This is a genomic window from Streptomyces sp. NPDC127097, from assembly GCF_042724075.1.
Taxonomy (GTDB): domain Bacteria; phylum Actinomycetota; class Actinomycetes; order Streptomycetales; family Streptomycetaceae; genus Streptomyces.
Map to the genome: position 1 here is coordinate 1 of NZ_JBHXFI010000092.1, position 21,685 is coordinate 21,685.

19 protein-coding genes are annotated in these 21,685 nt (G+C 72.5%); 10 read left to right on the forward strand and 9 right to left on the reverse strand.

Annotation, left to right across the window (positions count from 1 at the left end):
• Nucleotides 1-116: 116 nt before the first annotated feature.
• The 7 genes from ACFWJW_RS36235 to ACFWJW_RS36265 form a co-directional block, all read right to left on the reverse strand.
• Nucleotides 117-569, reverse strand: coding sequence for a hypothetical protein (locus ACFWJW_RS36235; RefSeq protein ID WP_387249251.1), 453 nt, complete (start codon nucleotides 567-569; stop codon nucleotides 117-119).
• 101 nt (nucleotides 570-670) lie between these two features.
• Nucleotides 671-1,756 carry a methyltransferase domain-containing protein gene (locus ACFWJW_RS36240; RefSeq protein WP_387249253.1) on the reverse strand — a complete coding sequence of 362 codons (1,086 nt, stop codon included), beginning with the start codon at nucleotides 1,754-1,756 and terminating at the stop codon, nucleotides 671-673.
• Between the two features lie 263 nt (nucleotides 1,757-2,019).
• Nucleotides 2,020-5,202 carry an efflux RND transporter permease subunit gene (locus tag ACFWJW_RS36245; RefSeq protein WP_387249255.1) on the reverse strand — a complete coding sequence of 1,061 codons (3,183 nt, stop codon included), beginning with the start codon at nucleotides 5,200-5,202 and terminating at the stop codon, nucleotides 2,020-2,022.
• Between the two features lie 150 nt (nucleotides 5,203-5,352).
• Nucleotides 5,353-6,039, reverse strand: a complete 687-nt coding sequence (locus ACFWJW_RS36250) for a response regulator (RefSeq protein WP_387249258.1) — start codon at nucleotides 6,037-6,039, stop codon at nucleotides 5,353-5,355.
• Nucleotides 6,036-7,337, reverse strand: coding sequence for a sensor histidine kinase (locus ACFWJW_RS36255; protein ID WP_387249260.1), 1,302 nt, complete (start codon nucleotides 7,335-7,337; stop codon nucleotides 6,036-6,038). The genes ACFWJW_RS36250 and ACFWJW_RS36255 overlap by 4 nt, the downstream gene beginning before the upstream one ends.
• 86 nt (nucleotides 7,338-7,423) lie before the next feature.
• On the reverse strand, nucleotides 7,424-7,702 hold the full coding sequence (locus ACFWJW_RS36260; RefSeq protein ID WP_387249262.1) for a hypothetical protein: 279 nt from the start codon (nucleotides 7,700-7,702) through the stop codon (nucleotides 7,424-7,426).
• Nucleotides 7,703-7,758: 56 nt separating this feature from the next.
• Nucleotides 7,759-8,559: a PspA/IM30 family protein gene (locus ACFWJW_RS36265; protein ID WP_387249264.1), complete on the reverse strand. Its 801-nt coding sequence runs from the start codon at nucleotides 8,557-8,559 to the stop codon at nucleotides 7,759-7,761.
• Between the two features lie 316 nt (nucleotides 8,560-8,875).
• On the opposite strand from ACFWJW_RS36265, the gene ACFWJW_RS36270 reads away from it, so the two are divergent.
• Complete coding sequence (locus ACFWJW_RS36270) at nucleotides 8,876-9,472, forward strand: DUF3043 domain-containing protein (protein ID WP_042161893.1); 597 nt, start codon at nucleotides 8,876-8,878, stop codon at nucleotides 9,470-9,472.
• A gap of 68 nt (nucleotides 9,473-9,540) precedes the next feature.
• On the opposite strand, the gene ACFWJW_RS36275 is transcribed toward ACFWJW_RS36270, so the two are convergent.
• Entirely contained in the window at nucleotides 9,541-9,756 is a 216-nt protein-coding gene (locus tag ACFWJW_RS36275) for a hypothetical protein (protein WP_387249266.1), read from the reverse strand.
• A 161-nt stretch (nucleotides 9,757-9,917) separates the two neighbouring features.
• Here ACFWJW_RS36275 and ACFWJW_RS36280 point away from each other — a divergent pair, with 161 nt between their 5' ends.
• The 5 genes from ACFWJW_RS36280 to ACFWJW_RS36300 all read left to right on the forward strand — a co-directional run bounded on the left by ACFWJW_RS36280 (nucleotide 9,918) and on the right by ACFWJW_RS36300 (nucleotide 15,794).
• Nucleotides 9,918-11,195, forward strand: a complete 1,278-nt coding sequence (locus ACFWJW_RS36280; RefSeq protein ID WP_387249268.1) for a bifunctional adenosylcobinamide kinase/adenosylcobinamide-phosphate guanylyltransferase — start codon at nucleotides 9,918-9,920, stop codon at nucleotides 11,193-11,195.
• A 174-nt stretch (nucleotides 11,196-11,369) separates the two neighbouring features.
• Nucleotides 11,370-12,077 carry a class I SAM-dependent methyltransferase gene (locus ACFWJW_RS36285; RefSeq protein ID WP_387249270.1) on the forward strand — a complete coding sequence of 236 codons (708 nt, stop codon included), beginning with the start codon at nucleotides 11,370-11,372 and terminating at the stop codon, nucleotides 12,075-12,077.
• Between the two features lie 16 nt (nucleotides 12,078-12,093).
• Complete coding sequence (gene cobT / locus ACFWJW_RS36290) at nucleotides 12,094-13,140, forward strand: nicotinate-nucleotide--dimethylbenzimidazole phosphoribosyltransferase (protein ID WP_387249273.1); 1,047 nt, start codon at nucleotides 12,094-12,096, stop codon at nucleotides 13,138-13,140.
• 141 nt (nucleotides 13,141-13,281) lie between these two features.
• Nucleotides 13,282-15,045, forward strand: a complete 1,764-nt coding sequence (locus ACFWJW_RS36295) for a phosphatidylglycerol lysyltransferase domain-containing protein (RefSeq protein ID WP_387249275.1) — start codon at nucleotides 13,282-13,284, stop codon at nucleotides 15,043-15,045.
• Nucleotides 15,042-15,794 carry a hypothetical protein gene (locus tag ACFWJW_RS36300; RefSeq protein ID WP_387249277.1) on the forward strand — a complete coding sequence of 251 codons (753 nt, stop codon included), beginning with the start codon at nucleotides 15,042-15,044 and terminating at the stop codon, nucleotides 15,792-15,794. Before ACFWJW_RS36295 ends, ACFWJW_RS36300 begins: the two co-directional genes overlap by 4 nt.
• Here ACFWJW_RS36300 and ACFWJW_RS36305 read toward each other — a convergent pair.
• Nucleotides 15,769-16,506: a hypothetical protein gene (locus tag ACFWJW_RS36305; protein WP_387249279.1), complete on the reverse strand. Its 738-nt coding sequence runs from the start codon at nucleotides 16,504-16,506 to the stop codon at nucleotides 15,769-15,771. The genes ACFWJW_RS36300 and ACFWJW_RS36305 overlap by 26 nt on opposite strands.
• A 108-nt stretch (nucleotides 16,507-16,614) precedes the next feature.
• Between ACFWJW_RS36305 and ACFWJW_RS36310 the strand changes: the two genes are divergently transcribed.
• From ACFWJW_RS36310 to ACFWJW_RS36325, 4 genes are all read left to right on the forward strand, one after another.
• Nucleotides 16,615-17,409: an adenosylcobinamide-GDP ribazoletransferase gene (locus ACFWJW_RS36310; protein WP_387249281.1), complete on the forward strand. Its 795-nt coding sequence runs from the start codon at nucleotides 16,615-16,617 to the stop codon at nucleotides 17,407-17,409.
• A gap of 200 nt (nucleotides 17,410-17,609) precedes the next feature.
• Nucleotides 17,610-19,151 (forward strand): leucyl aminopeptidase, encoded by a 1,542-nt coding sequence (locus tag ACFWJW_RS36315; protein WP_387249283.1) that lies wholly within the window; start codon nucleotides 17,610-17,612, stop codon nucleotides 19,149-19,151.
• A 392-nt stretch (nucleotides 19,152-19,543) separates the two neighbouring features.
• Nucleotides 19,544-20,932, forward strand: coding sequence for a dihydrolipoyl dehydrogenase (gene lpdA / locus ACFWJW_RS36320; RefSeq protein ID WP_387249285.1), 1,389 nt, complete (start codon nucleotides 19,544-19,546; stop codon nucleotides 20,930-20,932).
• A gap of 56 nt (nucleotides 20,933-20,988) precedes the next feature.
• Nucleotides 20,989-21,685 (forward strand): biotin/lipoyl-containing protein (locus ACFWJW_RS36325; protein ID WP_387249287.1); only part of this gene is annotated, 697 nt, incomplete at its 3' end.

Here is a 21,685-nt window from a genome sequence, read left to right on the forward strand (position 1 = left end):
GTGTGTGGGACTGCTTCGCTTTACGTCCCACACACCGGCCCCTCCGGCCCGTCCCCTCCCGTGGGTGGGTTGGATTCGATGAGTGGGGGCGGGCGCCGGATGGGGGGGGTTCCTGGTCAGGTTGCGGCTTCCAGGGTCCAGCGGATTTTGTCGCCGCCCTTGATTGCGGTGTGGCAGGGGGCGGTGGTGATCTTTTTTTCGTTGACGTAGGCGTTCCATTTTTTGCTGGCGTCGGCGGCGTCGCCGTGGATTTCGGTGACGACGAAATCCTGGGTGGCGGCGTCCCAGCGGGTGCGTACTCCGCCCAGGCCGTATTGGTCGTCGGCGTCGACCAGGGCGGTGAGGGGCGTGGGGTCGATGCCGTTGGCGGCGCAGTAGAAGCCGTCGATGGTGCGCGGGCCCGTGATGACGAGTCCCACGCTGGCGGTGTACGGGCCGCCGGTGACGCCGACGCGGACCCGGACCTCGCCCGGGGCCGCGGTGGCGGGCGGGGCGGCCGCGAGGGTCAGGGCCAGGGCGAGCCCGGCGGCGGTTACGGGGGCGGCCCCGCGGGCCAGGACGGACGGCACGCTCGCTCACCTTTCGTCGGTTCGGCAGCATCCGCCACAAAACCAGCACTCCTGGTGATCGGCGAGAGGTGCTCCGCCGAATGCGTGCCGCCCGTCGGCCGTCACAGCGACACGGTCTGTCCCTCGGCGGTGACCGTGAGGCGGTAGCGGTCCCGTGGAGGGCTGCCCTCGGCGGTCCAGTCGCGGTAGGCGGACTCCACCTCGTCCCACAGGCGGCGCGGGCCGTGCTGTTCGGTCTCGTAGCTGTTTTGGCCGGGGACGTATTCGACGGTGGCCCAGGAGGTGCGGGCGTCGTCGAAGAGCCAGTAGGTGGCCTCGTCGCTGCCGTCGTCGGCGGGGCAGAGCAGGGGCCAGGCGTCCCGGACCCGCAGGCCGACGGCGAAGCGGGCGTCGGGGTTCTCCTCCAGGACGCGGGGGTCGAGGGCGGTCGTCGCGCGGTCGCCCTCCTCGCCGTGGTACCAGTCGCGGATGCGGCCGTAGGAGCGGCGCTGCTGTCGGGCCCACATGAAGGCGGGGCGGCCGGAGAAGCCGCCGGTGGCGCGGCCGTCCCGGACGGTGAGGGTGGCGAACGAGTAGGAGTGGAACGAGGAGCCCCACGGGGTGAGGATCGTGCCGCCCGGGGCGGTCTGCCGCACCCAGGCGTACGGGATGTCGCGGACCGTGCAGGTGGCGATGGTGCGGTCGAACGGCGCCCGCTCCGGCACCCCGGCCAGGCCGTCGCCGCACACCAGATGCGGGTGCAGGCCGGCCCGCGCGAGATTGTCCCGGGCGATGTCGTGGAGGGCCTTGTCGGTCTCGATGCTGGTCGTGCGGTCCTCGCCGAGCCGGTGGGCGAGCCAGGCGGCGTGGTAGCCGGTGCCGGTGCCGATCTCCAATACGGTGTCGCCGTCCCGGACGATCGCGGCCATGGCCAGCATCAGGGAGGGCATGGACGTCGAGCACGTGGGAAAGGCGACCTGGCCCGGCACGGACCGGCCGTCGTTGTGCTGGGTGATCAGCGGTAAGTCGGCGTAGACCATCCGCCGCCACTCCGTCTCGTCCGCGGATCGGGAGACGGTGCGGTCGCCCACTTCGAAGGTGTCCGGTACGAAATGCGCGCGGTCGACCGCGGCGACGGCCGGCTCCCATTCCGGCGTCAACGCGCCCTTGTTGCGGAGGATTTCCAGCAGGCGGCCCGGCGAGGACATCACACGCCCCTTACTTCTTCGGCGGATCGGTCACCGGCTTGGTCCACTGGCCGTCGGATTCCTTCGGGCTCTGCTGCCGGTCGCCTTCCTCGCCGCCCTTGCCGTCGCCGTGCTTCCCCATTGCGGTCCCCCTTCGTCGGTGGCGGAGCGGTCCGGCCGCCCCGAGACGGGATGCCCGGCACGATGCCCCCGCAAGCGCCGGCTTGCGGGGGCATCGTTTCTTCATCGGGAGCTTCGCCGAACTCCCGCCGTCCGGGCCGTGGTCAGACGCTCGCCGGCTCCGGTGCGCGGTCGGACTCCTCGGCCTGCGGACCGGCCGGGCCGGACCGCTTCGCGGCCTTCTTCGCCGCCCGGCGCTCCTTGCGGAGCTCGATCATCGCGTAGAGCGTCGGGACGAGGAGGAGGGTGAGGAGGGTGGAGGTGATCAGACCGCCGATCACGACCACGGCGAGCGGCTGGGAGATGAAGCCGCTGTCACCGGTGATGGACAGGGCCATCGGCAGCAGCGCCATGATCGTGGCCAGCGCCGTCATGAGGATCGGGCGCAGGCGGTGGCGGCCGCCCTCGATGACCGCCTCCACGACGCCGTAACCCTGCGACCGGTACTGGTTGATCAGGTCGATCAGCACGATGGCGTTGGTGACCACGATGCCGATCAGCATCAGCATGCCGATCATCGCCGGCACGCCCAGCGGGGTGCCGGTGGCGACCAGCAGGCCGATCGCGCCGGTCGCCGCGAAGGGGATCGAGACGAGCAGGATCAGCGGCTGGACCAGCGAGCGGAAGGTCCCCACCAGGAGCATGAAGACGATGGCGATGGCCGCCAGCATCGCCAGGCCGAGCGAGGAGAACGCGTCGGACTGGTCCTGGGAGACGCCGCCGATCTCCGCGGTGGCACCGTCCGGCAGCTTCAGACCGTTGATCTTGCTCTGGAGGGTGGCGCTGACCGCTCCGGTGTTGTCACCGGTCGGCTTGGCGGTGATGGTCGCCGAGCGGGCCCCGTCGATCCGGGTCATCTGGACCGGGCCGGGCACGGTCCGCACGGTGGCGAGGGTGCCGAGCTTCGCCGGGCCCGCCGGGGTCGGGACGGCCAGGTTCTTCAACTCGGCCTCGGTGGTGGCCGGGTGGGCCGACTTGATCACGATGTCGCGCTCGGTGTCGTCCAGTACCGCCGTACCGCTGGTGGTGCCGCGGACCGCCTGGGTGACCGCGCCGCCGAGGGTGGTCTGGTTGTAACCGGCCGCGGCCGCCTTGGCGTTGGGCGTCACGGAGATCCGCGGGACGCTCTGGGAGAGGTCGCTCTGGACGTCGGTGACGTCGTCGAGCCCGGCGACGGCCTTGCGGACCTGCTCGCCGGCCTTCTTCAGCACCTCACCGTCGGCGGCCTTGACGACCACGCTCAGGTCCTGGTTGCCGAAGCTGTTGCCCGCGGTGACGCTGGTGTCGCCGATGGACGTGCCGAGCTTGTCGAGGCCGTCCCGCAGATCGCCGGTGACCTTGTCGGCGTCCGCGTCGTCGGCCAGCTTGAGCTGGTAGGTGGCCTGGTTGGCGCCGGTGCCGCCGCCGAAGGCCGCCATGAAGCCCGAGGAGCCGATGGTGACCTGGTGGTCCGCGACGCCGTCGGTGTCCGCGAGCAGCTTCTCGACCTTCTTGGCCTGCTTGTCGGACGTGCCGAGGCTGGTGCCGGGCTTGAGCTCCTGCTTGAGGGTGAGGGTGCCCTGGTCGCCCTGGTCGAAGAAGTTGGTCTTCAGGAGCGGGCCCATGCCGAAGGTGCCGAGGAGGATGACGACGGCGATGACCACGCTGGTGACCCGGCGGCGGGTCGCGAAGCGCAGGACCGGGACGTAGAGGCGCTGGAGGGGGCTGCGGGTCTCCTTCTCCTCGGCCTGGCGCCGCAGCTCTTCCGGGTCGCTGCCCTCGGGGATCTCGGGGGCGCGCAGGAACCAGTACGACAGCACGGGTACGACCGTCAGGGAGACGATCAGGGAGGCGAGCAGGGCGACGGTCACCGTCAGCGAGAAGGAGCCGAAGAGGGCGCCGACCATGCCGCCGACCACACCGATCGGGAGGAAGACCGCGACCGTGGTGAGGGTGGAGGAGGTGATCGCGCCGGAGACCTCCTTGACCGCGGAGAGGATGGCCTCGCGGCGCTCCTCGCCGTAGCCCAGGTGCCGCTTGATGTTCTCCAGGACGACGATGGAGTCGTCGACGACGCGGCCGATCGCGATGGTCAGCGCGCCGAGGGTGAGCATGTTGAGCGAGAGATCCCCGGTCCACAGCACGATCAGGGTGATCACGACCGAGAGCGGGATGGAGACCGCGGTGACCAGCGTGGAGCGCAGGCTGAGCAGGAAGACCAGGATGACGATGACCGCCATGACCAGGCCCAGCAGGCCCTCGGTGGTCAGCGATTCGATCGACTTGGAGACCGCCGGGCCCTGGTCGGAGACGACCGTGACCTCGGCGCCCTTGCCCAGGTCCTGACGGATCTCGGGGAGCTGGTCCTTGACCGCGTCGGATATGTCGACCGCGCTGCCGTCCTGGTCCATCGTCACGCTGACGGCGAGGCTGGGCCTGCCGTTGGTGCGGGTGAGGGAGGTCGGGGTGGCCGACTCCTCCTTGACCGTGGCGACATCACCGAGCCGGACCGCTTCGGCCGGCCGGCCGGCGCCCGCGCCCGGACCGGCACCGTCGCCGCCCGCGGCCGGTGCGATCCGCAGGTCCTTGATCTGCCGTACGGAGCTGAAGCCCGCGCCGACCTGCACGGTCCTGCTCCGGCCGTCCTCGGCGAACGAACCGGCGGGGACCGAGGTGCCGCCGGCCTCCAGCGCCTGGCCGAGCGCCTGGGAGGTCAGCCCGGCTGCGGCGAGCTTCCGGTCGTCGGGGGTGACCGCGACGATCCGGTCCTGGACGCCGTCCACCGTGACCTGGCTGACGCCGTCGATGTTCTTCAGGTCCGGTACGACGCTGCGGTCGAGCTGGTCGGCGAGGCTCTGCTGGTCCCGGCCCGAGGAAGAGACGGCGAGGACGACGGTGGGGATGTCGTCCGTCGAGCCGGCCACCACCTGCGGGTCGACGTCCTTGGGCAGCTTCGCGCGGGCGCGGTTCACGGCCTGCTGGACATCGGCGACCAGCCGCTTGGAGTCATTGCCGTAGTCGAACTGCGCCATGATGACGCCCGAGCCCTCGCTGGACGTCGAGGTGACGGTCTTGATGCCGTCGACCGCCTGGATGCCGTCCTCGAGCGGTTCGATCACCTGCTTCTCGACGACATCGGGCGAGGCGCCCTGATACGGCGTCAGGACGGACACCATCGGGAGTTCGATGGACGGCAGGAGCTGCTGCTTCAGCTGGGGGATCGCGATGGCGCCGAAGGCGATCGCCACGATCGACATCAGCGCTATCAGGCCCCGTTGTACGAGGCTGAGTCGGGACAGCCAGGTCATGGGTGGGGTCTCTCTTCTGTTCTACGAAGTCGGCGGGACCGTTCTCGGGCCCACCTACACCTTCCGCCATGCCGTGGCCGGTTCTCCTCGCTCGCAAGTCGGTTTCCGGCCGTAAGCCGTACCGCGTTCGGAGTAGGGGGTGCCCCACCCTCACTGCACCCGTGGGCGTACGAGTCCGGACTCGTAGGCGATGACGACGAGCTGGGAACGGTCCCGGGCGCCCAGCTTGGCCATCGCGCGGTTCACATGTGTCTTGACGGTGAGCGGGCTGACCTCCAGCTGCTCGGCGATGCCGTCGTTGGACAGCCCGCCGGCCACCAGGATGAGCACCTCCCGCTCCCGGCCGGTGAGCGTCGCCAGCCGCTCGCTGCCCCGGCCGCCGGGCCCGCCGTCGGCGGAACTGCCGCCCTGCGCGAGGAACTTGGCGATCAGGCCCTTGGTGGCGACGGGCGAGAGCAGCGCCTCACCGGCGGCCGCGATCCGGATCGCGTTCAGCATCTCGTCCGGTTCCGCGCCCTTGCCGAGGAAGCCGCTGGCGCCGGCCCGCAGCGACCGGACCACGTAGTCGTCGACCTCGAAGGTGGTCAGTATGACCACCCGGACGTCGGTCAGTTCGGGGTCCTCGCTGATCAGGCGGGTGCCCGCCAGGCCGTCCACACCGGGCATCCGGATGTCCATCAGCACGACATCGGGCCGCTCGGCCCGGGTCAGCTCGTACGCCTGGGCCCCGTCGGACGCCTCCCCCACCACCCGCATGTCCGGCTCGGAGTCGACCAGCACCCGGAACGCACTGCGCAGCAGCGCCTGGTCGTCGACGAGCAGCACCTTGATCGTCACAATGTCTCCCCCGTACGGACGGTCTGGAGCGGAAGGGTCACCCGGACCTGGAAGCCGCCGGCCGCGCGCGGGCCGGTCACGACCGTGCCGCGCAGCGCGAAGACCCGCTCCCGCATCCCGATCAGGCCGTGGCCGCCGCCGCTGTCCTCCGGCTCGCCGGGCCCGCCCGCCTCCACGGGCGGCCGGTCGCCGCCCTTCTGCCGCGGGATGCCGGCCCGGCCCGCGCCGTCGTCCAGGACGGTCACGGTCAGCGTGGTGTCGGAGTGGCTGATCCGTACCGTGGCACGGGCGCCCTCACCGGCGTGCTTGTGGACATTGGTCAGCGCCTCCTGGACCACGCGGTAGGCGGTGAGGTCGACGGAGGCGGGCAGCGGCCGCGGCTCCGGCGGGATGTCCAGGTCGACCGGTATGCCGGCCCGGACGAACCCGTCGACGAGCTGATCGAGCACCCCGAGGCCCGGGGCGGGCTCGGTCGGCGCCTTGGGATCGTCGGACTGCCGCAACAGGCCGACGGTGGCGCGGAGTTCCTCCAGCGCCGAACGGGACGCCTCCCGGACGTGTGCCAGCGCCTGCTTGGCCTGGTCGGGCCGGTTGTCCATGACGTGTGAGGCGACCCCGGCCTGGACGTTGACCAGCGCGATGTGGTGGGCGACGACATCGTGCAGCTCACGGGCGATGCGCATGCGCTCCTCGGCGACCCGGCGCCGGGCCTCCTCCTCACGGGTGCGCTCGGCCCGTTCGGCGCGCTCGCGGATGGCGGTCACGAAGGCCCGGCGGCTGCGGACCGCGTCACCGGCCGCCGCGGCCATGCCCGTCCAGGCGAAGATGCCGAGGTTCTCCTGGGCGTACCAGGGGCGGGGCCCGTAAAGCATCGCGGCGGCGGTCAGCCCCACGACGGTCAGCGCGCCGACCCGCCAGGTGGTGGGCCGGTCGGTGCGCGAGGCGAGGGTGAACAGGGCGATCACGGCGGAGGCGGCGACCGGGGCGCGGGGGTCGCTGGAGCGGGCGACCAGCTCGATGACGGTGAGCGCGCCGGTGACCGCCAGGACCGTACGGGGCAGCCGGCGGCGCAGGACCAGCGCGGCACAGGCCAGCGCGGCCAGCACCACGGTCGTGGCGGACGGCTCGTGCCCGACGAACCGCGGGCCGTGCGGCCCGTGCGGATCGGCCACCGCGCCGAACAGGATGCACGCGAAGGCGGCCCCGGCCACGACGGCGTCGAAGGCGAGCGGATGCTTCCGGTGCCACCGGAAGCGGCCGGCTCGGGGCGCGTCCGGGCGGGGGTCGAGGAGGCTCACAAGAGCAAACGGTAGCGCCCCGGTCCCTCGCGGGGCCGGGGCGCGGTGCGCTGGAGTGGAGTGTGCGGGCCGGGACCGGCCAGGTTTCAGCCGGGGATGAGGCCGTCGTCGCCGAGCATCTCCCGGACCTCGCCAAGGGTCGCGTCCGGGGCGGGGAGGATGAGTTCGGACGGTTCCAGGGCGTCGTCGGGAAGCGGTGTGCCCATACGGCGCACCGCTTCCAGCAGGGCCCCGAGGGTGCGCCGGAAGCCCGTCTCGTCGCCGCTCTCCGTCTCGGCGAGCAGCTCATCGTCCAGTTTGTTGAGCTCGGTGAAGTGGGCGTCGTCCAGCTTCACCTGGCCCTCCCCCATGATCCGTACGATCACGACGGTCTCCCTTGGTCCGGTCCGACGATCCCTGCGAGGCTAACCGCCGCCGTCCGTCACTGCTTGTCGAAACGCGGCCCGTCCTGCTGCGGCGGTGACTGCGCGGCACCGTTCTGCCCGCTCTCGATGGCCTGCTGGCCGGCCGACGAGCCACCCGAGAGCTCGGCCTTCATCCGCTGGAGCTCCAGTTCGACGTCGCTGCCGCCGGAGAGCCGGTCCAGTTCGGCGGTGATGTCGTCCTTGGCCATACCGGACGGGTCGTCCAGCGCACCGGAGGCCATCAGCTCGTCGATGGCACCGGCCCGGGCCTGGAGCTGCGCGGTCTTGTCCTCCGCGCGCTGGATGGCCATGCCGACGTCGCCCATCTCCTCGGAGATGCCGGAGAACGCCTCGCCGATCCGGGTCTGTGCCTGGGCGGCCGTGTAGGTGGCCTTGATCGTCTCCTTCTTCGTACGGAAGGCGTCGACCTTGGCCTGGAGCCGCTGCGACGCGAGCGTGAGCTTCTCCTCCTCACCCTGAAGCGTCTGGTGCTGCGTCTCCAGGTCCGTGACCTGCTGTTGCAGCGCGCTGCGCCGGGTCAGCGCCTCACGGGCCAGGTCCTCGCGGCCGAGCGCCAGCGCCTTGCGGCCCTGGTCCTCCAGCTTGGCGGACTGGCCCTGGAGCTGGTTGAGCTGTAGCTCCAGGCGCTTGCGGGAGGTCGCCACGTCGGCGACGCCGCGGCGTACCTTCTGAAGCAGCTCCAGCTGCTTCTGGTACGAGTAGTCGAGGGTTTCGCGCGGGTCTTCGGCCCGGTCCAGGGCCTTGTTGGCCTTCGCGCGGAAGATCATCCCCATCCGCTTCATGACACCATCGCTCATGGGCCTCGCGCGCCCCCTTCTGACCGAGTCACCTCGGGCTTAGGCTCCAGCACATCTACAGACCCCACAGTACGGGCCCTGGTTCCATTACCGCACTGTTCGCGCCCGGATGCGCTCCTCCTCCAGGACGATCGGGGGGTGCGGCTTCTCCCGCGCAAGGAGTAGGGAGAGTCCGGACAACCGGCGCGATGTCCGGTCTGTCCTGGTCGGAAGGGGCTTCTGTCCTGGTAAGGCACCCGTCCCGGGACGCGCCGTTGCCGGATCGTTCCCCGTCGGACCGTGGCTCACCCGCGGCGAGCACGTACCCTTGGGTTTTGTGTTCCGAAGCCGTTCGAAGGATGAGCAGGCCGCGACCGCCAAGGTGACCGCGGACCAGCCCCAGCAGCCCCGCGACCCGCAGGCCCCCAAGGGCCGCCCGACGCCCAAGCGCAGCGACGCCCAGTCGCAGCGCCGCTCGCGTGCGCATACGCCGGCCAACCGCAAGGACGCGGCCAAGGCCCAGCGTGAGGCGCGCCGTGCCGACATGGCCCGCCAGCGTGAGGCGATGGCCAGCGGCGACGAGCGGTATCTGCCGGTGCGCGACAAGGGACCGGTGCGCCGGTTCGCGCGGGACTATGTCGACTCCCGCTGGGCGGTCGCCGAGTTCTTCCTGCCGATGGCCGTGGTGATCCTGGTGCTCACCATGATCCGGGTGCCGTCGATCCAGAGCATCGCGCTGCTGCTGTGGCTCGTGATCATCGTGCTGATCGTGCTCGACTCGGTGCTGATCTGGTTCCGGCTCGGCAAGCTGCTCCAGGAGCGCTTCCCGAACGAGAACCTCAAGGGCGTGAAGGCGTACGCGGTGATGCGCACGCTTCAGATGCGGCGGCTGCGACTGCCGAAGCCGCAGGTGAAGCGGGGCGAGAAGCCGTAGGGCCGGCGCGACCGAATCCTTGACGCCGGGCCGGACCCCTCAGGGGTCCGGCCCGGCGTCGTCGGCTCTCAGCCCGCCGCGTCCGCGTGCAGGCTCATCGGGCCCGCGTAGATCTCGGTGCCGTCCTCGAAGAGCCTGACCTGGTCGACGCCGCCCTCCAGGAGGGCCTTCCACTCCTCGCCGATCCAGGACTCCGCGTCGCCCTGCGTGGTGAACTCCTCGGGTTGCACGGCCGGCGCCGTCTCCGAACCGTCGGCCTTCTCGAACCGCCACGTCCACGCCATCTGCGCCTCCTGGATCCCACCGAGTACGAGTCTGTGCCACCGCGGAGCGCGCCGAAGTGCCCTCCGCCGGGCCGTTCTTCCGTGCTGATCGGCAGCCTAACGGCCGTGTCGAGTCCGCCCCCGCCGCGCCCGCCGGGCGGGGACGCGAGAAACTCGACGGTGTGGATGTGACTCTCCTCGGCACCGGGGCCCCGCAGGGGCTGCCGCGCCCCGGCTGCCCGTGTGCCGCCTGTGCGACCGCCGTCGGCGACGAGGCGCGGGCGGCCACCGCGCTGCTCGTCGACGGTGCGCTGCTGATCGATCTGACGCCGGGCCCGGCCTTCGCGGCGGCCCGCGCCGGGCAGTCGCTGGCGGGCGTGCGGCAGGTGCTGCTCTCGCATCCGCACGACGGTCCGGTGCTGGAGGTGCCGGCCGGGCTGCCGCAGCCGGGCCGGGTCGCGGACGGGCGGGAGCTGGCGCTGCTCGACGGGCACCGGGTGCGGGCGCTGGCGGTGGACATCCCGGGGACCGGCTACGAGATCTCCGGCGCCGAGGGCCAGCGGCTGCTGTATCTGCCGCCGGGCGCGGCCCCGTCCGGACTGGACGGCAACGGCCGGACGGCGGGCGGCGGTGACCTGGGCCCGGGCGGCGGCGGCCCGTACGACCTGGTGCTGCTCGATGTGCTGGGACGGCCCGAGGCGCTGGCCAGGCTGCGGGCGAGCGGGGCGGTCGACGCGGCGACGGATGTGCTGGCGGTGCACCTGGACCACCAGGTGCCGCCGGGGCCCGAGCTGCACCGGCGGCTGGCGGCGGTGGGGGCCCGCGCGGTGGCGGACGGCAGCACGCTGCGGGTCGGTGAGTTCCACGCGGTGCCGGATCTGCCGCGCCGCACGCTGGTGCTGGGCGGCGCGCGCAGCGGGAAGTCGGTGGAGGCGGAGCGGCGGCTGGTGGCCTTCCCTGACGTCGTCTACGTGGCCACCGGGGGCACCCGGGACGGCGACGAGGACTGGGCACAGCGGGTCGCGCTGCACCGCGACCGGCGCCCGAACAGCTGGCGCACCGTCGAGACCTGCGATCTGGTGCCGCTGCTGGCCGCGACCGAGCCCGGCGCGGACCCCGGCGCCCGGCGGCCGGCCGAGGCGGCACCGCTGCTCATCGACTGTCTGGCGCTCTGGCTGACGCATGTGATGGACGAGGTCGGGGCGTGGGACGACGCGACCTGGGAGGCCGGTGGCCGGCGGGCGCTGCGGGAGCGGACCGACGCGCTGGTGGCGGCGGTGCGCGCGACGCACCGCCGGGTGGTGGCGGTCAGCAACGAGGTCGGCTCCGGCGTCGTCCCGGCGACCCCGGCGGGCCGGCGGTTCCGGGACGAACTGGGGCGGCTGAACGCGGCGTTCGGCGCGGAGTGCGAGCAGGTGCTGCTGGTCGTCGCGGGCCAGGCGCTGGCGCTGCGGGGATGACGGAGGCCCTGGGCCCGGTGACCGGTGGCCGGTGACCGGTGGCCGGTGACCGGTGGCCGGTGACCGGTGGCCGGTGGCCGGTGACCGGCATCGGCTTGCGCTGCGTGGATGACGGAGGCCCGGTGGGCACCGTGTCCGCTTGCCCGGGGGCGCGGCGCCGGGTGCTCTTGACCCGTGACCGAATCCGAGCGGACCGAGACGGCGGCGCCGGACGGGTGGGGCGCGCGAGCCCTCCGTGAGCCGCGGGCGCGTGGGCGGCGTTTCGACGCGGCCGTACGCGGCTACCTGGCGCGGTATCCGGAGGCGACGGTGGTCGCGCTCGGGGAGGGGCTCGGTACCGGTTTCTGGCGGCTGGACAACGGGCGGCTGAACTGGCTGACGGTGCTGGCACCGGAGACCGCCGCGGTGCGCCGGATGCTGCTGCCGGACGGTCCCCGGCGGCGTACGGTCGCCCGCGCGGTGACCGATCACCGCTGGCTGGACGCGGTGCGGGAGCCGGAGCTGGGGGTCGTCGTCACCGCGCCGGGGGTGCTGATGCGGCTGCCGCCGCCCGCGGTGCGTGCGCTGCTGGCGGTGTGTGCGGAGCGGTTTCCCGGTGGTGCGCTGGTCTTTGACGCCCTGCCACGGACGGCGACGGTGCTCGCCCGGCGGGCCGCCGGGCCGGGCGGCGGCCGGTGGCCGGGTCCGGTGCGCTGGGGTCTGGACCGGGCCGAGCTGCCGCGGGTGGCCGGCGCGCACCCCGGCATCGTCGCGGTGCGCGAGGTCGGCCCGGCGGGGTGGCTCCGCCGGCTGCCGGTGCTGGGTGCGCTGACGCCCCTGGTGTGCGAGGTGCGGTTCGCGGCGGCCCGTTCCCCCCGGCGGGCCTCGTCAGCGGTGCGTTGACGGTAATCTGCGCCCAATGAGCGCCCTGAACCTCGATGACTTCGCCCATCTGATCGAGCGCCCCGACGGCGGTGTGCGCCGTGACGCCGAGGAGCGGCGGGCGCGGCTGGCCGTGCCGCCGGGAGCCCTCGGCCGCCTCGACGAACTGGGCGAATGGCTGGCCGCCGCACAGCAGCAGGTGCCGGTGCGGCCGGTCGGGCGGGCGCGGGTGCTGCTGTTCGCGGGCGATCACGGGGTGGCGGAGCTGGGGGTGTCGGCCCGGCCGGCCGGCGGCACCCGGGATCTCGTACGGGCCGTGCTGGACGGGGCGAGCCCGGCCGCGGTGCTGGCGCGGAACACCGGGGTGCCGCTGCGGGTGGTGGACCTGGCGGTGGACTGCGACCCGGAGGAGCTGCCCGAGGAGGTCACCCGGCACCGGGTGCGGCGGGGTTCGGGACGGATCGATGTCGAGGACGCGCTGACGGCCGAGGAGGCCGAGGCGGCGTTCCGGGCCGGGATGGCGATCGCGGACGAGGAGGCGGACGCCGGCACCGACCTGGTGGTGCTGGGCGATCTGAGCGTCGGCGGGACGACGGTGGCGAGCACGCTGATCGCCGCGCTGTGCGGGACGGACGCCTCGGTGGTCACCGGCCGGGGCGGCGCCGGAATCGACGATCTGGCGTGGATGCGCAAGTGCGCGGCGATCCGCGACGCCCTGCGGCGGGCCCGGCCGGTGCTCGGCGACCAGCTGGAGCTGCTGGCCACGGTCGGCGGCGCGGATCTGACCGCGATCACCGGTTTTCTGCTCCAGAGCGCGGTGCGCCGTACTCCGGTGATCCTCGACGGGGTGGTCTCGGCGGCCTGCGCGCTGGTGGCGCAGCGGGTGGCGTTCCGGGCGCCGGACTGGTGGCTGGCCGGGCAGGCGAGCGGGGAGCCGGCGCAGGCGAAGGCCCTTGACCGGATCGCACTCAACCCTCTGCTCGACCACGGCGTCACTGCGGGTGAGGGGACGGGGGCGCTGCTGGCCCTGCCATTGGTGCAGGCGGCCGCGGCCCTGGCGGCAGAACTGCCCGTACGCGACTGACCCGGAGCCGGCCCACCGCGGCCGGCGCCACCGGCAGCGCCCGGGCGGGGGCCCGGACCCGGGCGCTCACTTCACGCCCGTACCGGACCGACGGCGGCGCCCCATAAGATCGCGCTTTACACGTTTTATGGGAGACATCGCTTGAGTCCGGACGACGGCCGCCCGCGCGGCTCATGGTCACAGCGTGGTGCCGCGTTCGGCATCTGGTATCTGCGCACCGTCACCTTCCTCAATTTCCTGAGTGCGGTGTGGGTGTCCTTCGGCAATGACATCCGCCGGCACAACAGCGCGGAATTCTTCACTCCGTATCTGCTGACGGCGGGCTTCGCCTCCGCCGCCTTCTCGCTGTTCCTGTCGGTCACCCTGCGGCGGCGCAAGCGGGCGGCATGGATTCTGAATCTGGTGCTGTCCGGGCTGCTGACGCTGTTGATCGCCTTCGGGATGGTGGTGGCCCCGGAGTTCCGTGGCCATGTGCAGAACTGGGTGTCGCTGGCATTCACCGCGCTGTTCGCCGTCGCCTTGGTGGCCGGACGCCGGGAATTCTCGGCGAAGGGCGACCGGGCGAACCCGAAACTGGCGGCGGCGGTCGCGGCCGGCGGCCTGCTGGCCGCCTCGCTGCTCGCGGCGCTGCTGGTCACCGTCACCAACACCGCGGCCGGTCCCTCGACCTTCGTGCAGCGCTGGCGCTACGGCCTGATGCGGCTGGTGTCGCTGGCCGCCGACGACCGCTCCTTCCCGGAGATCGCCACCCCGAACTGGGTCAATGTCGCGATCAATGTGCTGAGCACGCTGCTGCTGGTCGCGGTCCTGTGGGCGGCCTTCCGGTCGGTACGGAGCACCGAGGCGATCACCGCGGACGACGAGGAGCGGCTGCGGGCCCTGCTGGCGCGGCACGGCGACCGCGATTCGCTGGGCTACTTCGCGCTGCGGCGCGACAAGAGCGTGCTGTTCTCCCCCAGCGGCAAGGCCGCGGTCACCTACCGCGTGGTGGGCGGGGTCTCGCTGGCCTCCGGCGATCCGCTGGGCGACCCCGAGGCATGGCCGGGGGCGATCGAGGTGTGGCTGGCCGAGGCACGGGAGCACGGCTGGGCGCCGGCGGTCATGGGGGCGAGCGAGGAGGGCGGCACGATCTACGCCCGGCACGGTCTGGACGCGCTGGAGCTGGGCGACGAAGCGATCGTGGACACCGCGGAGTTCACCCTCGACGGCCGGGCGATGCGCACCGTGCGGCAGGCGTTCAACCGCATCAAGCGGGCCGGCTACACCGTCCGGATCCGGCGCCACGAGGACATCCCCGCCGCGGAGATGGACCGGCTGCTGGAGCTGGCCGACGACTGGCGCGACGGGGAGACCGAGCGCGGTTTCTCGATGGCGCTGGGCCGGCTCGGCGACCCCGGGGACGGGCGCTGCGTGATGCTCGAATGCCGGAGCGGCGGCACCGGGGAGGAAGCCGGGGAGCTGCGGGCGCTGCTCAGCTTCGTGCCGTGGGGCGAGAAGGGCCTTTCGCTGGATCTGATGCGGCGGGACCGGAACTCCGAGAACGGGCTGATGGAGTTCATGGTCCTGGAGTTGATCCAAAGGGCGAAAGAGGTGGAGGTCACGCAACTCTCGCTCAACTTCGCGATGTTCCGTTCCGTCTTCGAACGTGGATCGCGACTCGGCGCGGGACCGGTGCTGCGCCTGTGGCGCTCGCTGCTCAGCTTCTTCTCCAGGTGGTGGCAGATCGAATCGCTCTATCGCGCCAATGCGAAATACCGGCCGATCTGGGAGCCGCGGTACATGCTCTTCGAAAAGAGCACCGATTTGCTGCGGATCGGAATCGCCGCCGGCCGCGCGGAAGGCTTTCTGGAAGCACCCGGTCTGCCCAAGTGGCTGAACCGCAAGCACCTGGAGCAGGTGAGATGACCTCCGCTGGGGCGGGGCGGCGGGAAGGACCCGCGCCGGGCCGGGGAGGGATGCCCGTGCTGCGTCGTGCCGCCCGCGCCGAGTGGGGCCCGCTGCTGCGGACGGTACGGGCCGCGCCGGCCGCCTCGCGGCTGCGGGCGATCCCGGTGACGCTCACGGCAGTGGGCCTGACCCTGGTCTTCCAGTTCGTGCAGAACCAGTCCTGGGGCTACCGGACGATCCAGAACATCGGCTCCGTACAGGCCGATGAGCATCTGTGGCTGGCGCTGCTGCGCACCCCGCTGTCGCTGTTCGTGCCCGCGCTGGACCTGCCGGTGTGGGGTGCCCTGGCGCAGATCCTGGTGGTCTTCGGGATCGCCGAGATCTGTGTGGGCCGGCGGCGGCTGCTGGCCGTCGCCTACCTCGCCACGCTCGCCGGGACGATGTACGCCCGGATCGGCATCTGGATCGGCCCGGTGAGCCCGCTCGGGCTGCCCGACTCGGACAAGTACGTCACCGACACCGGGCCGTCGGCGGCCGTGGTGGGGCTGGCGGTGTTCGTGTGCTGGCGCTATCGCGCCTGGTTCACCTGTGCCGCGGTGGCGGTGGCGATGGTCGTCGAGGTGGTGTCGATCAAGAACAACCTCGCGGGCAAGGAGCATGTCGCGGCGGTGCTGGCGGTGCTGGTGGTCTGCGGGCTGGTGGAGCTGTGGTCGCCGCGGAAGCCGGGGGGCGCCCAGCGGGTCAGCGGCTCGGCGCACCCCCGATGAAGTCCTCGACCCTGCGGCGCAGCGCCGACCAGCGGCGGTCGTGACGGTAGGCGCGGACCCGGGCGCGGGCCCGCGCCTTCGGGCGGGTGCGGTAGAAGCGCCGGGCCCAGGGGGAGTTCGGCCGGGCCAGCCGGATCGCGCCGAAGAGCGCGACGAACGGCACGAAGACCCCGATGACCGCGATCCGGCCCTTGCCCTTGATGAGGGCGATCACCGCGAAGAGGAAGTTGACGGCCACCGTCCGCACGACCGTGAAGCGGTCGGTCTCCTCGTCCGCACTGAGTTCATTGACCCCGAACGGCAGGAAGCCGCCGAGGATCAGGGCGACCAGGGCGACGGTGAGGATGACGATCTCGACGCTCTTGGTGCCCTCCTCGGTCCAGTACACGTCGTCGAGGTGCAGGATCAGCGCGAACTCGTCCAGGACGAGGCCCACCCCCATGCCGAAGAGCACCGCCGCGACCCCGGTGCCGAAGCCGCGCCGGCCGCCGGCCAGCGCGATGAAGCCGCCGAGGACCATCAGCGCCACCCCGGGGACGACATGGTGGATATGGACCCCGCCCGGGGTGATGTTGCGGAACGGGCCCTTGCCGGCGCGGATGAGGCGGGTGACGGACCGGGTCACGAGGAAGGTCAGCACGAACGAGGCGAGCGCGAGCAGCAGCGGCAGCTTCCCCGGCTCGACGATGTTGCGGTACCACCAGTGGCCCATCCCACACGCTCCCCTTTGTCGCGTAAGGACACATAGCCACCATTAGGCCCTGTCCGGGCGGCCGGATCCGGCAGTCAAACGCGGCGGACGCCCGGATAGCCTGCCGCGGTGACCGAGACCCCCGCTCCCGTGGCCCCGTCCGACGCCCTGCGCTTCGCGTTCGGCACGCTGACCGTGCTGCCGGTCCGCGTCACCCGCTGGGACCGGGCGGCGGCGCGCGGCGGGATGCTCTGCGCACCGCTGGCCGGGTTGGTCGTCGGGCTGTGCGCGGCCGCGGTGGGCGGGGCGCTGCTGGTGCTCGGCGGCGGGCCGCTGCTCGCCGCGGTCGGCAGCGCCGCGGTGCCCGCCCTGCTCACCCGCGGGCTGCATCTGGACGGGCTCGCCGACACCGCCGACGGCCTGGGCAGCGGCAAGCCCGCCGAGGACGCGCTGCGCATCATGAAGCAGTCCGACATCGGCCCGTTCGGGGTGATCACGCTGCTGTTCACCCTGCTGGCGCAGGTGGCCGCGCTGTCCGAGCGGTACGCGGAGGGCTGGGCGCACGGCGCGGTGGCGGCGGCCGTCGCGGCGGTCACCGCCCGCGGTGCGCTGACCCTCGCCTCCCGCGCGGGGGTGCCGGCCGCCCGTCCGGAGGGACTCGGCGCGGCGGTCGCGGGCACCGTCCCGGCGCGCGCGGCGCTGCTGTGTGCGGTGCTGGTGGCCGCCGGATGCGCGGCCGCCGGCGTCGGCTTCGGCCCGTACGGCGCGCTGCACGCCGGGCTCGCGGCGCTGTGCGGCCTCGGGCTGGGCGAGTTGCTGCTGCGGCACTGCCGGCGCCGGTTCGGCGGGGTGACCGGTGATGTGTTCGGGGCGCTCGCGGAGAGCGCGGGGCTCGCGGCACTGGTCGTGCTGACGCTCGGTTAGCCTGCCCCTGCGGCCTCTTCCGCGTACCCAACTCGCGTGTACGGAAGGGCAGTTCACCCGGCATGCCGGCAACCGCCGGGGCACCGTTATGTGCCGGTGTGCTATCGGACGGGCCTTGTGGCGCCGCCGAGCGTAGGCTCAGCCGGAGCAGCGCGCTGCGCGCAGACGGATTCCCCGGACGGAACAGGACCCTCATCACCGTGACTGCACTGACCCTCAGTACTTCATCCGCCGCGACGCTGCGCGCGGATGCCGTCGTCGTCGGCGTGGCCAAGGGCGCCAAGGGCGTCGTTGTCGCCCCCGGCGCGGAAGCCGTGGACAAGGCATTCGGCGGCAAGCTCGCCGCCGTGCTGGAGACCCTCGGTGCGAGTGGTGCCGAGGGCGAGGTGACCAAGCTGCCCGCCGCGGACGGCCTCAAGGCACCGGTCGTACTGGCGGTCGGCCTCGGTGACGCGCCGGCCAAGGGCGACGGCTTCGGCCACGAGGCGCTGCGGCGCGCCGCGGGCAGCGCCGCCCGCGCGCTGACCGGCAGCAAGAAGGCCGGTTTCGCGCTGCCCGTCGAGGACGCCGAGGCGGCCGCCGCGGTGGGCGAGGGCGCGCTGCTCGGCGCGTACTCCTACGCCGCGAACCGCGGCAACGGCGCCGCGAACGGCAAGGACGGCAAGAAGAACGACGCCAAGTCGGCGCCGCTCGGGGAGGTCGCGCTCCTCGGCACCAAGCCGCGCGACAAGGACTTCAAGGCCGCCGCCGCCCGCTCCGAGGCGCTGGCCGCGGAGGTCAACCGCGCCCGTGACCTGATCAACATGCCGCCCAACGACCTGGACCCGAAGACCTTCGCGGCCGAGGCGCAGGCGGCGGCCAAGGAGTTCGGCCTCAAGGTCGAGGTGCTCGACGAGAAGGCGCTCAAGAAGGGCGGCTACGGCGGTCTGATGGGCGTCGGCCAGGGCTCGCAGGCCCCGCCGCGGCTGGTGCGGATCGCGTACACCCACCCCAAGGCCGACAAGACCCTGGCACTGGTCGGCAAGGGCATCACCTACGACTCGGGCGGCATCTCGCTCAAGCCGGCCGGCCACAACGAGACCATGAAGTGCGACATGAGCGGTGCGGCCGCGGTGTTCGCCACGGTCGTGGCCGCCGCCCGGCTGGGCCTGGCGGTGAACCTCACCGGCTGGCTGGCGCTCGCCGAGAACATGCCGTCCGGCTCCGCCACCCGTCCCGGTGACGTCCTGACCATGTACAGCGGCAAGACCGTCGAGGTGCTCAACACCGACGCCGAGGGCCGGCTGGTGCTGGCCGACGCGCTGACCCGCGCGTCGGAGGAGTCGCCGGACGCGATCGTGGACGTCGCCACCCTGACCGGCGCGATGGTGCTGGCGCTGGGCCACCGCACCTTCGGGATCATGGCCAACGACGACGCTTTCCGTACCGCGGTCCATGAGATCGCCGAGGAGGCCGGCGAGCAGTCCTGGCCGATGCCGATGCCGTCCGAGCTGCGCAAGGGCATGGACTCCCCGGTCGCCGACCTCGCCAACATGGGCGAGCGGATGGGCGGCGGCCTGGTCGCCGGCCTCTTCCTGAAGGAGTTCGTCGGCGAGGGCATCACCTGGGCCCACCTGGACATCGCGGGCCCGGCCTTCCACGAGGGCGCGCCCTGGGGCTACACCCCCAAGGGCGGCACCGGATCCGCGGTGCGCACCCTGGTCCGGCTCGCCGAGCGCACCGCCGCGGGCGACCTGGGCTGACGGCCGCGCCGGGGCCTCCCCCCGCCGTCGCCCGTGATATCCGCCACGGCCCCGGGCAGCCCGCCCGGGGCCGTCGGCACGGGTGCGCCGCGCGGCCGTCCCGCGTTCGCCCTCGACGAAATCCGTACGTCCACGCGTTTCCGGCCACCGCCCCTCCCCGGTGATGCCGCGCGGTACCGCATATTCCGTACGCCTCAGTAACCCGTACGGGGCGGCCGATCGCCGTCCCACAGCCCGGCCCGCCGTCCCGGCTTCGTGGAACAAGTGCGAAGATGGGTTCTCGGCAGGACAGGGCCCCCCTTACCCAGGGCCGAAGTAAAAGCGGCCGAACCACAGCCGCCGTCCGGTCATTGGAGACCGGCTCCGGCGTACCCATGCATGGAGGACGTGACGTGGCGAACGACGCCAGCACCGTTTTCGACCTAGTGATCCTCGGAGGCGGTAGCGGTGGTTACGCCGCTGCCCTGCGCGGGGCGCAGCTGGGCCTGGACGTCGCCCTGATCGAGAAGAACAAGCTCGGCGGCACCTGCCTGCACAACGGCTGCATCCCCACCAAGGCTCTGCTGCACGCCGGTGAGATCGCGGATCAGGCTCGTGAGGCCGTCCAGTTCGGTGTCAAGACCTCGTACGAGGGCATCGACATCGCGGGCGTCCACAAGTACAAGGACGAGGTCATCTCGGGCCTGTACAAGGGCCTCCAGGGGCTGGTCGCCTCCCGCAAGGTGACCTACATCGAGGGCGAGGGCCGGCTGTCCTCCCCGACCTCCGTCGCGGTCAACGGCCAGCAGGTCCAGGGCCGCCACATCCTGCTGGCGACCGGCTCCGTGCCGAAGTCGCTGCCGGGCCTGGACATCGACGGCAACCGCATCATCTCCTCGGACCACGCGCTCACGCTGGACCGCGTGCCGAAGTCCGCGATCGTGCTGGGCGGCGGCGTCATCGGCGTCGAGTTCGCCTCCGCGTGGAAGTCCTTCGGCACCGACGTGACCATCATCGAGGGCCTCAAGCACCTCGTCCCGGTCGAGGACGAGAACAGCTCCAAGCTGCTGGAGCGGGCCTTCCGCAAGCGCGGCATCAAGTTCAACCTCGGCACCTTCTTCGACAAGGCCGAGTACACCGCCGACGGCGTCAAGGTCACCCTCGCCGACGGCAAGACCTTCGAGGCCGAGGTGCTGCTGGTCGCGATCGGCCGCGGGCCGGTCTCGGCGGGCCTCGGCTACGAGGAGCAGGGCGTCGCGATGGACCGCGGCTACGTCCTGGTCGACGAGTACATGCAGACCAACGTGCCGACCATCTCGGCCGTCGGTGACCTCGTTCCCACCCTCCAGCTCGCGCACGTCGGCTTCGCCGAGGGCATGCTGGTGGCGGAGCGGCTGGCCGGTCAGAAGACCGTGCCGATCGACTACGACGGCGTGCCGCGCGTGACGTACTGCCACCCCGAGGTCGCTTCGGTGGGTATCACCGAGGCCAAGGCCAAGGAGCTGTACGGCGCCGACAAGGTCGTCGCTCTCAAGTACAACCTCGCGGGCAACGGCAAGAGCAAGATCCTCAAGACCACGGGCGAGATCAAGCTCGTCCAGGTCAAGGACGGTGCCGTGGTCGGCGTCCACATGGTCGGTGACCGTATGGGCGAGCAGGTCGGTGAGGCCCAGCTGGTCTACAACTGGGAGGCCCTGCCGGCCGAGGTTGCGCAGCTCGTGCACGCGCACCCGACGCAGAACGAGGCGCTCGGCGAGGCCCACCTGGCCCTGGCCGGCAAGCCTCTCCACTCCCACGACTGATCCCGGTCCCGGGCGCGACCACATCCGCACCACACTTGTAAGGAGCAACTGAAACCATGGCGGTTTCCGTAACCCTGCCGGCGCTCGGCGAGAGCGTCACCGAGGGCACCGTCACCCGCTGGCTCAAGGCCGAGGGTGAGCGCGTCGAGGCCGACGAGCCGCTGCTCGAGGTGTCGACCGACAAGGTCGACACCGAGATTCCGGCCCCGGCCGCCGGCGTCCTGACCGCCATCAAGGTGGCCGAGGACGAGACCGTGGAGGTCGGCGCCGAGCTGGCCGTCATCGACGACGGCACCGGTGCGCCGGCTGCCGCTCCGGCCCCGGCCGCTGCCGAGGCTCCGGCCGCCGAGCCGCAGCCCGAGCCCGCCCCGGCCCCCGCGGCCGAGGCTCCCGCCCCCGCCGCTGCCCCCGCGGGCGGCGCCGAGGGCACCGACGTCGTCCTCCCCGCGCTCGGCGAGAGCGTCACCGAGGGCACCGTCACCCGCTGGCTGAAGGAGGTCGGCGAGGAGGTCCCGGCCGACGAGCCGCTGCTGGAGGTCTCCACCGACAAGGTCGACACCGAGATCCCCGCCCCGGCCTCCGGCACCCTGCTGGAGATCGTGGTCGGCGAGGACGAGACCGCCGAGGTCGGCGCCAAGCTCGCCGTCATCGGTGCCGCGGGTGCGGCCCCGGCCGCCGCGCCGGCTCCGGCCGCCCCGGCCCCCGCCGCCGCTCCCGCCCCGGAGCCCACCCCGGCCCCGGCCGCTGCCGCTC

Excerpts from the sequence above, each read along its gene's own strand:
- ACFWJW_RS36275 (WP_387249266.1), bottom strand. The coding sequence starts at position 9,756 with ATGGCGTGGACGTGGCGGTTCGAGAAGGCCGACGGTTCGGAGACGGCG.
- ACFWJW_RS36265 (WP_387249264.1), bottom strand. The coding sequence starts at position 8,559 with ATGAGCGATGGTGTCATGAAGCGGATGGGGATGATCTTCCGCGCGAAG.
- ACFWJW_RS36305 (WP_387249279.1), bottom strand. The coding sequence starts at position 16,506 with ATGGGCCACTGGTGGTACCGCAACATCGTCGAGCCGGGGAAGCTGCCG.
- ACFWJW_RS36245 (WP_387249255.1), bottom strand. The coding sequence starts at position 5,202 with ATGACCTGGCTGTCCCGACTCAGCCTCGTACAACGGGGCCTGATAGCG.
- cobT (WP_387249273.1), top strand. The coding sequence starts at position 12,094 with ATGAGCGCCCTGAACCTCGATGACTTCGCCCATCTGATCGAGCGCCCC.
- ACFWJW_RS36240 (WP_387249253.1), bottom strand. The coding sequence starts at position 1,756 with ATGTCCTCGCCGGGCCGCCTGCTGGAAATCCTCCGCAACAAGGGCGCG.
- ACFWJW_RS36300 (WP_387249277.1), top strand. The coding sequence starts at position 15,042 with ATGACCTCCGCTGGGGCGGGGCGGCGGGAAGGACCCGCGCCGGGCCGG.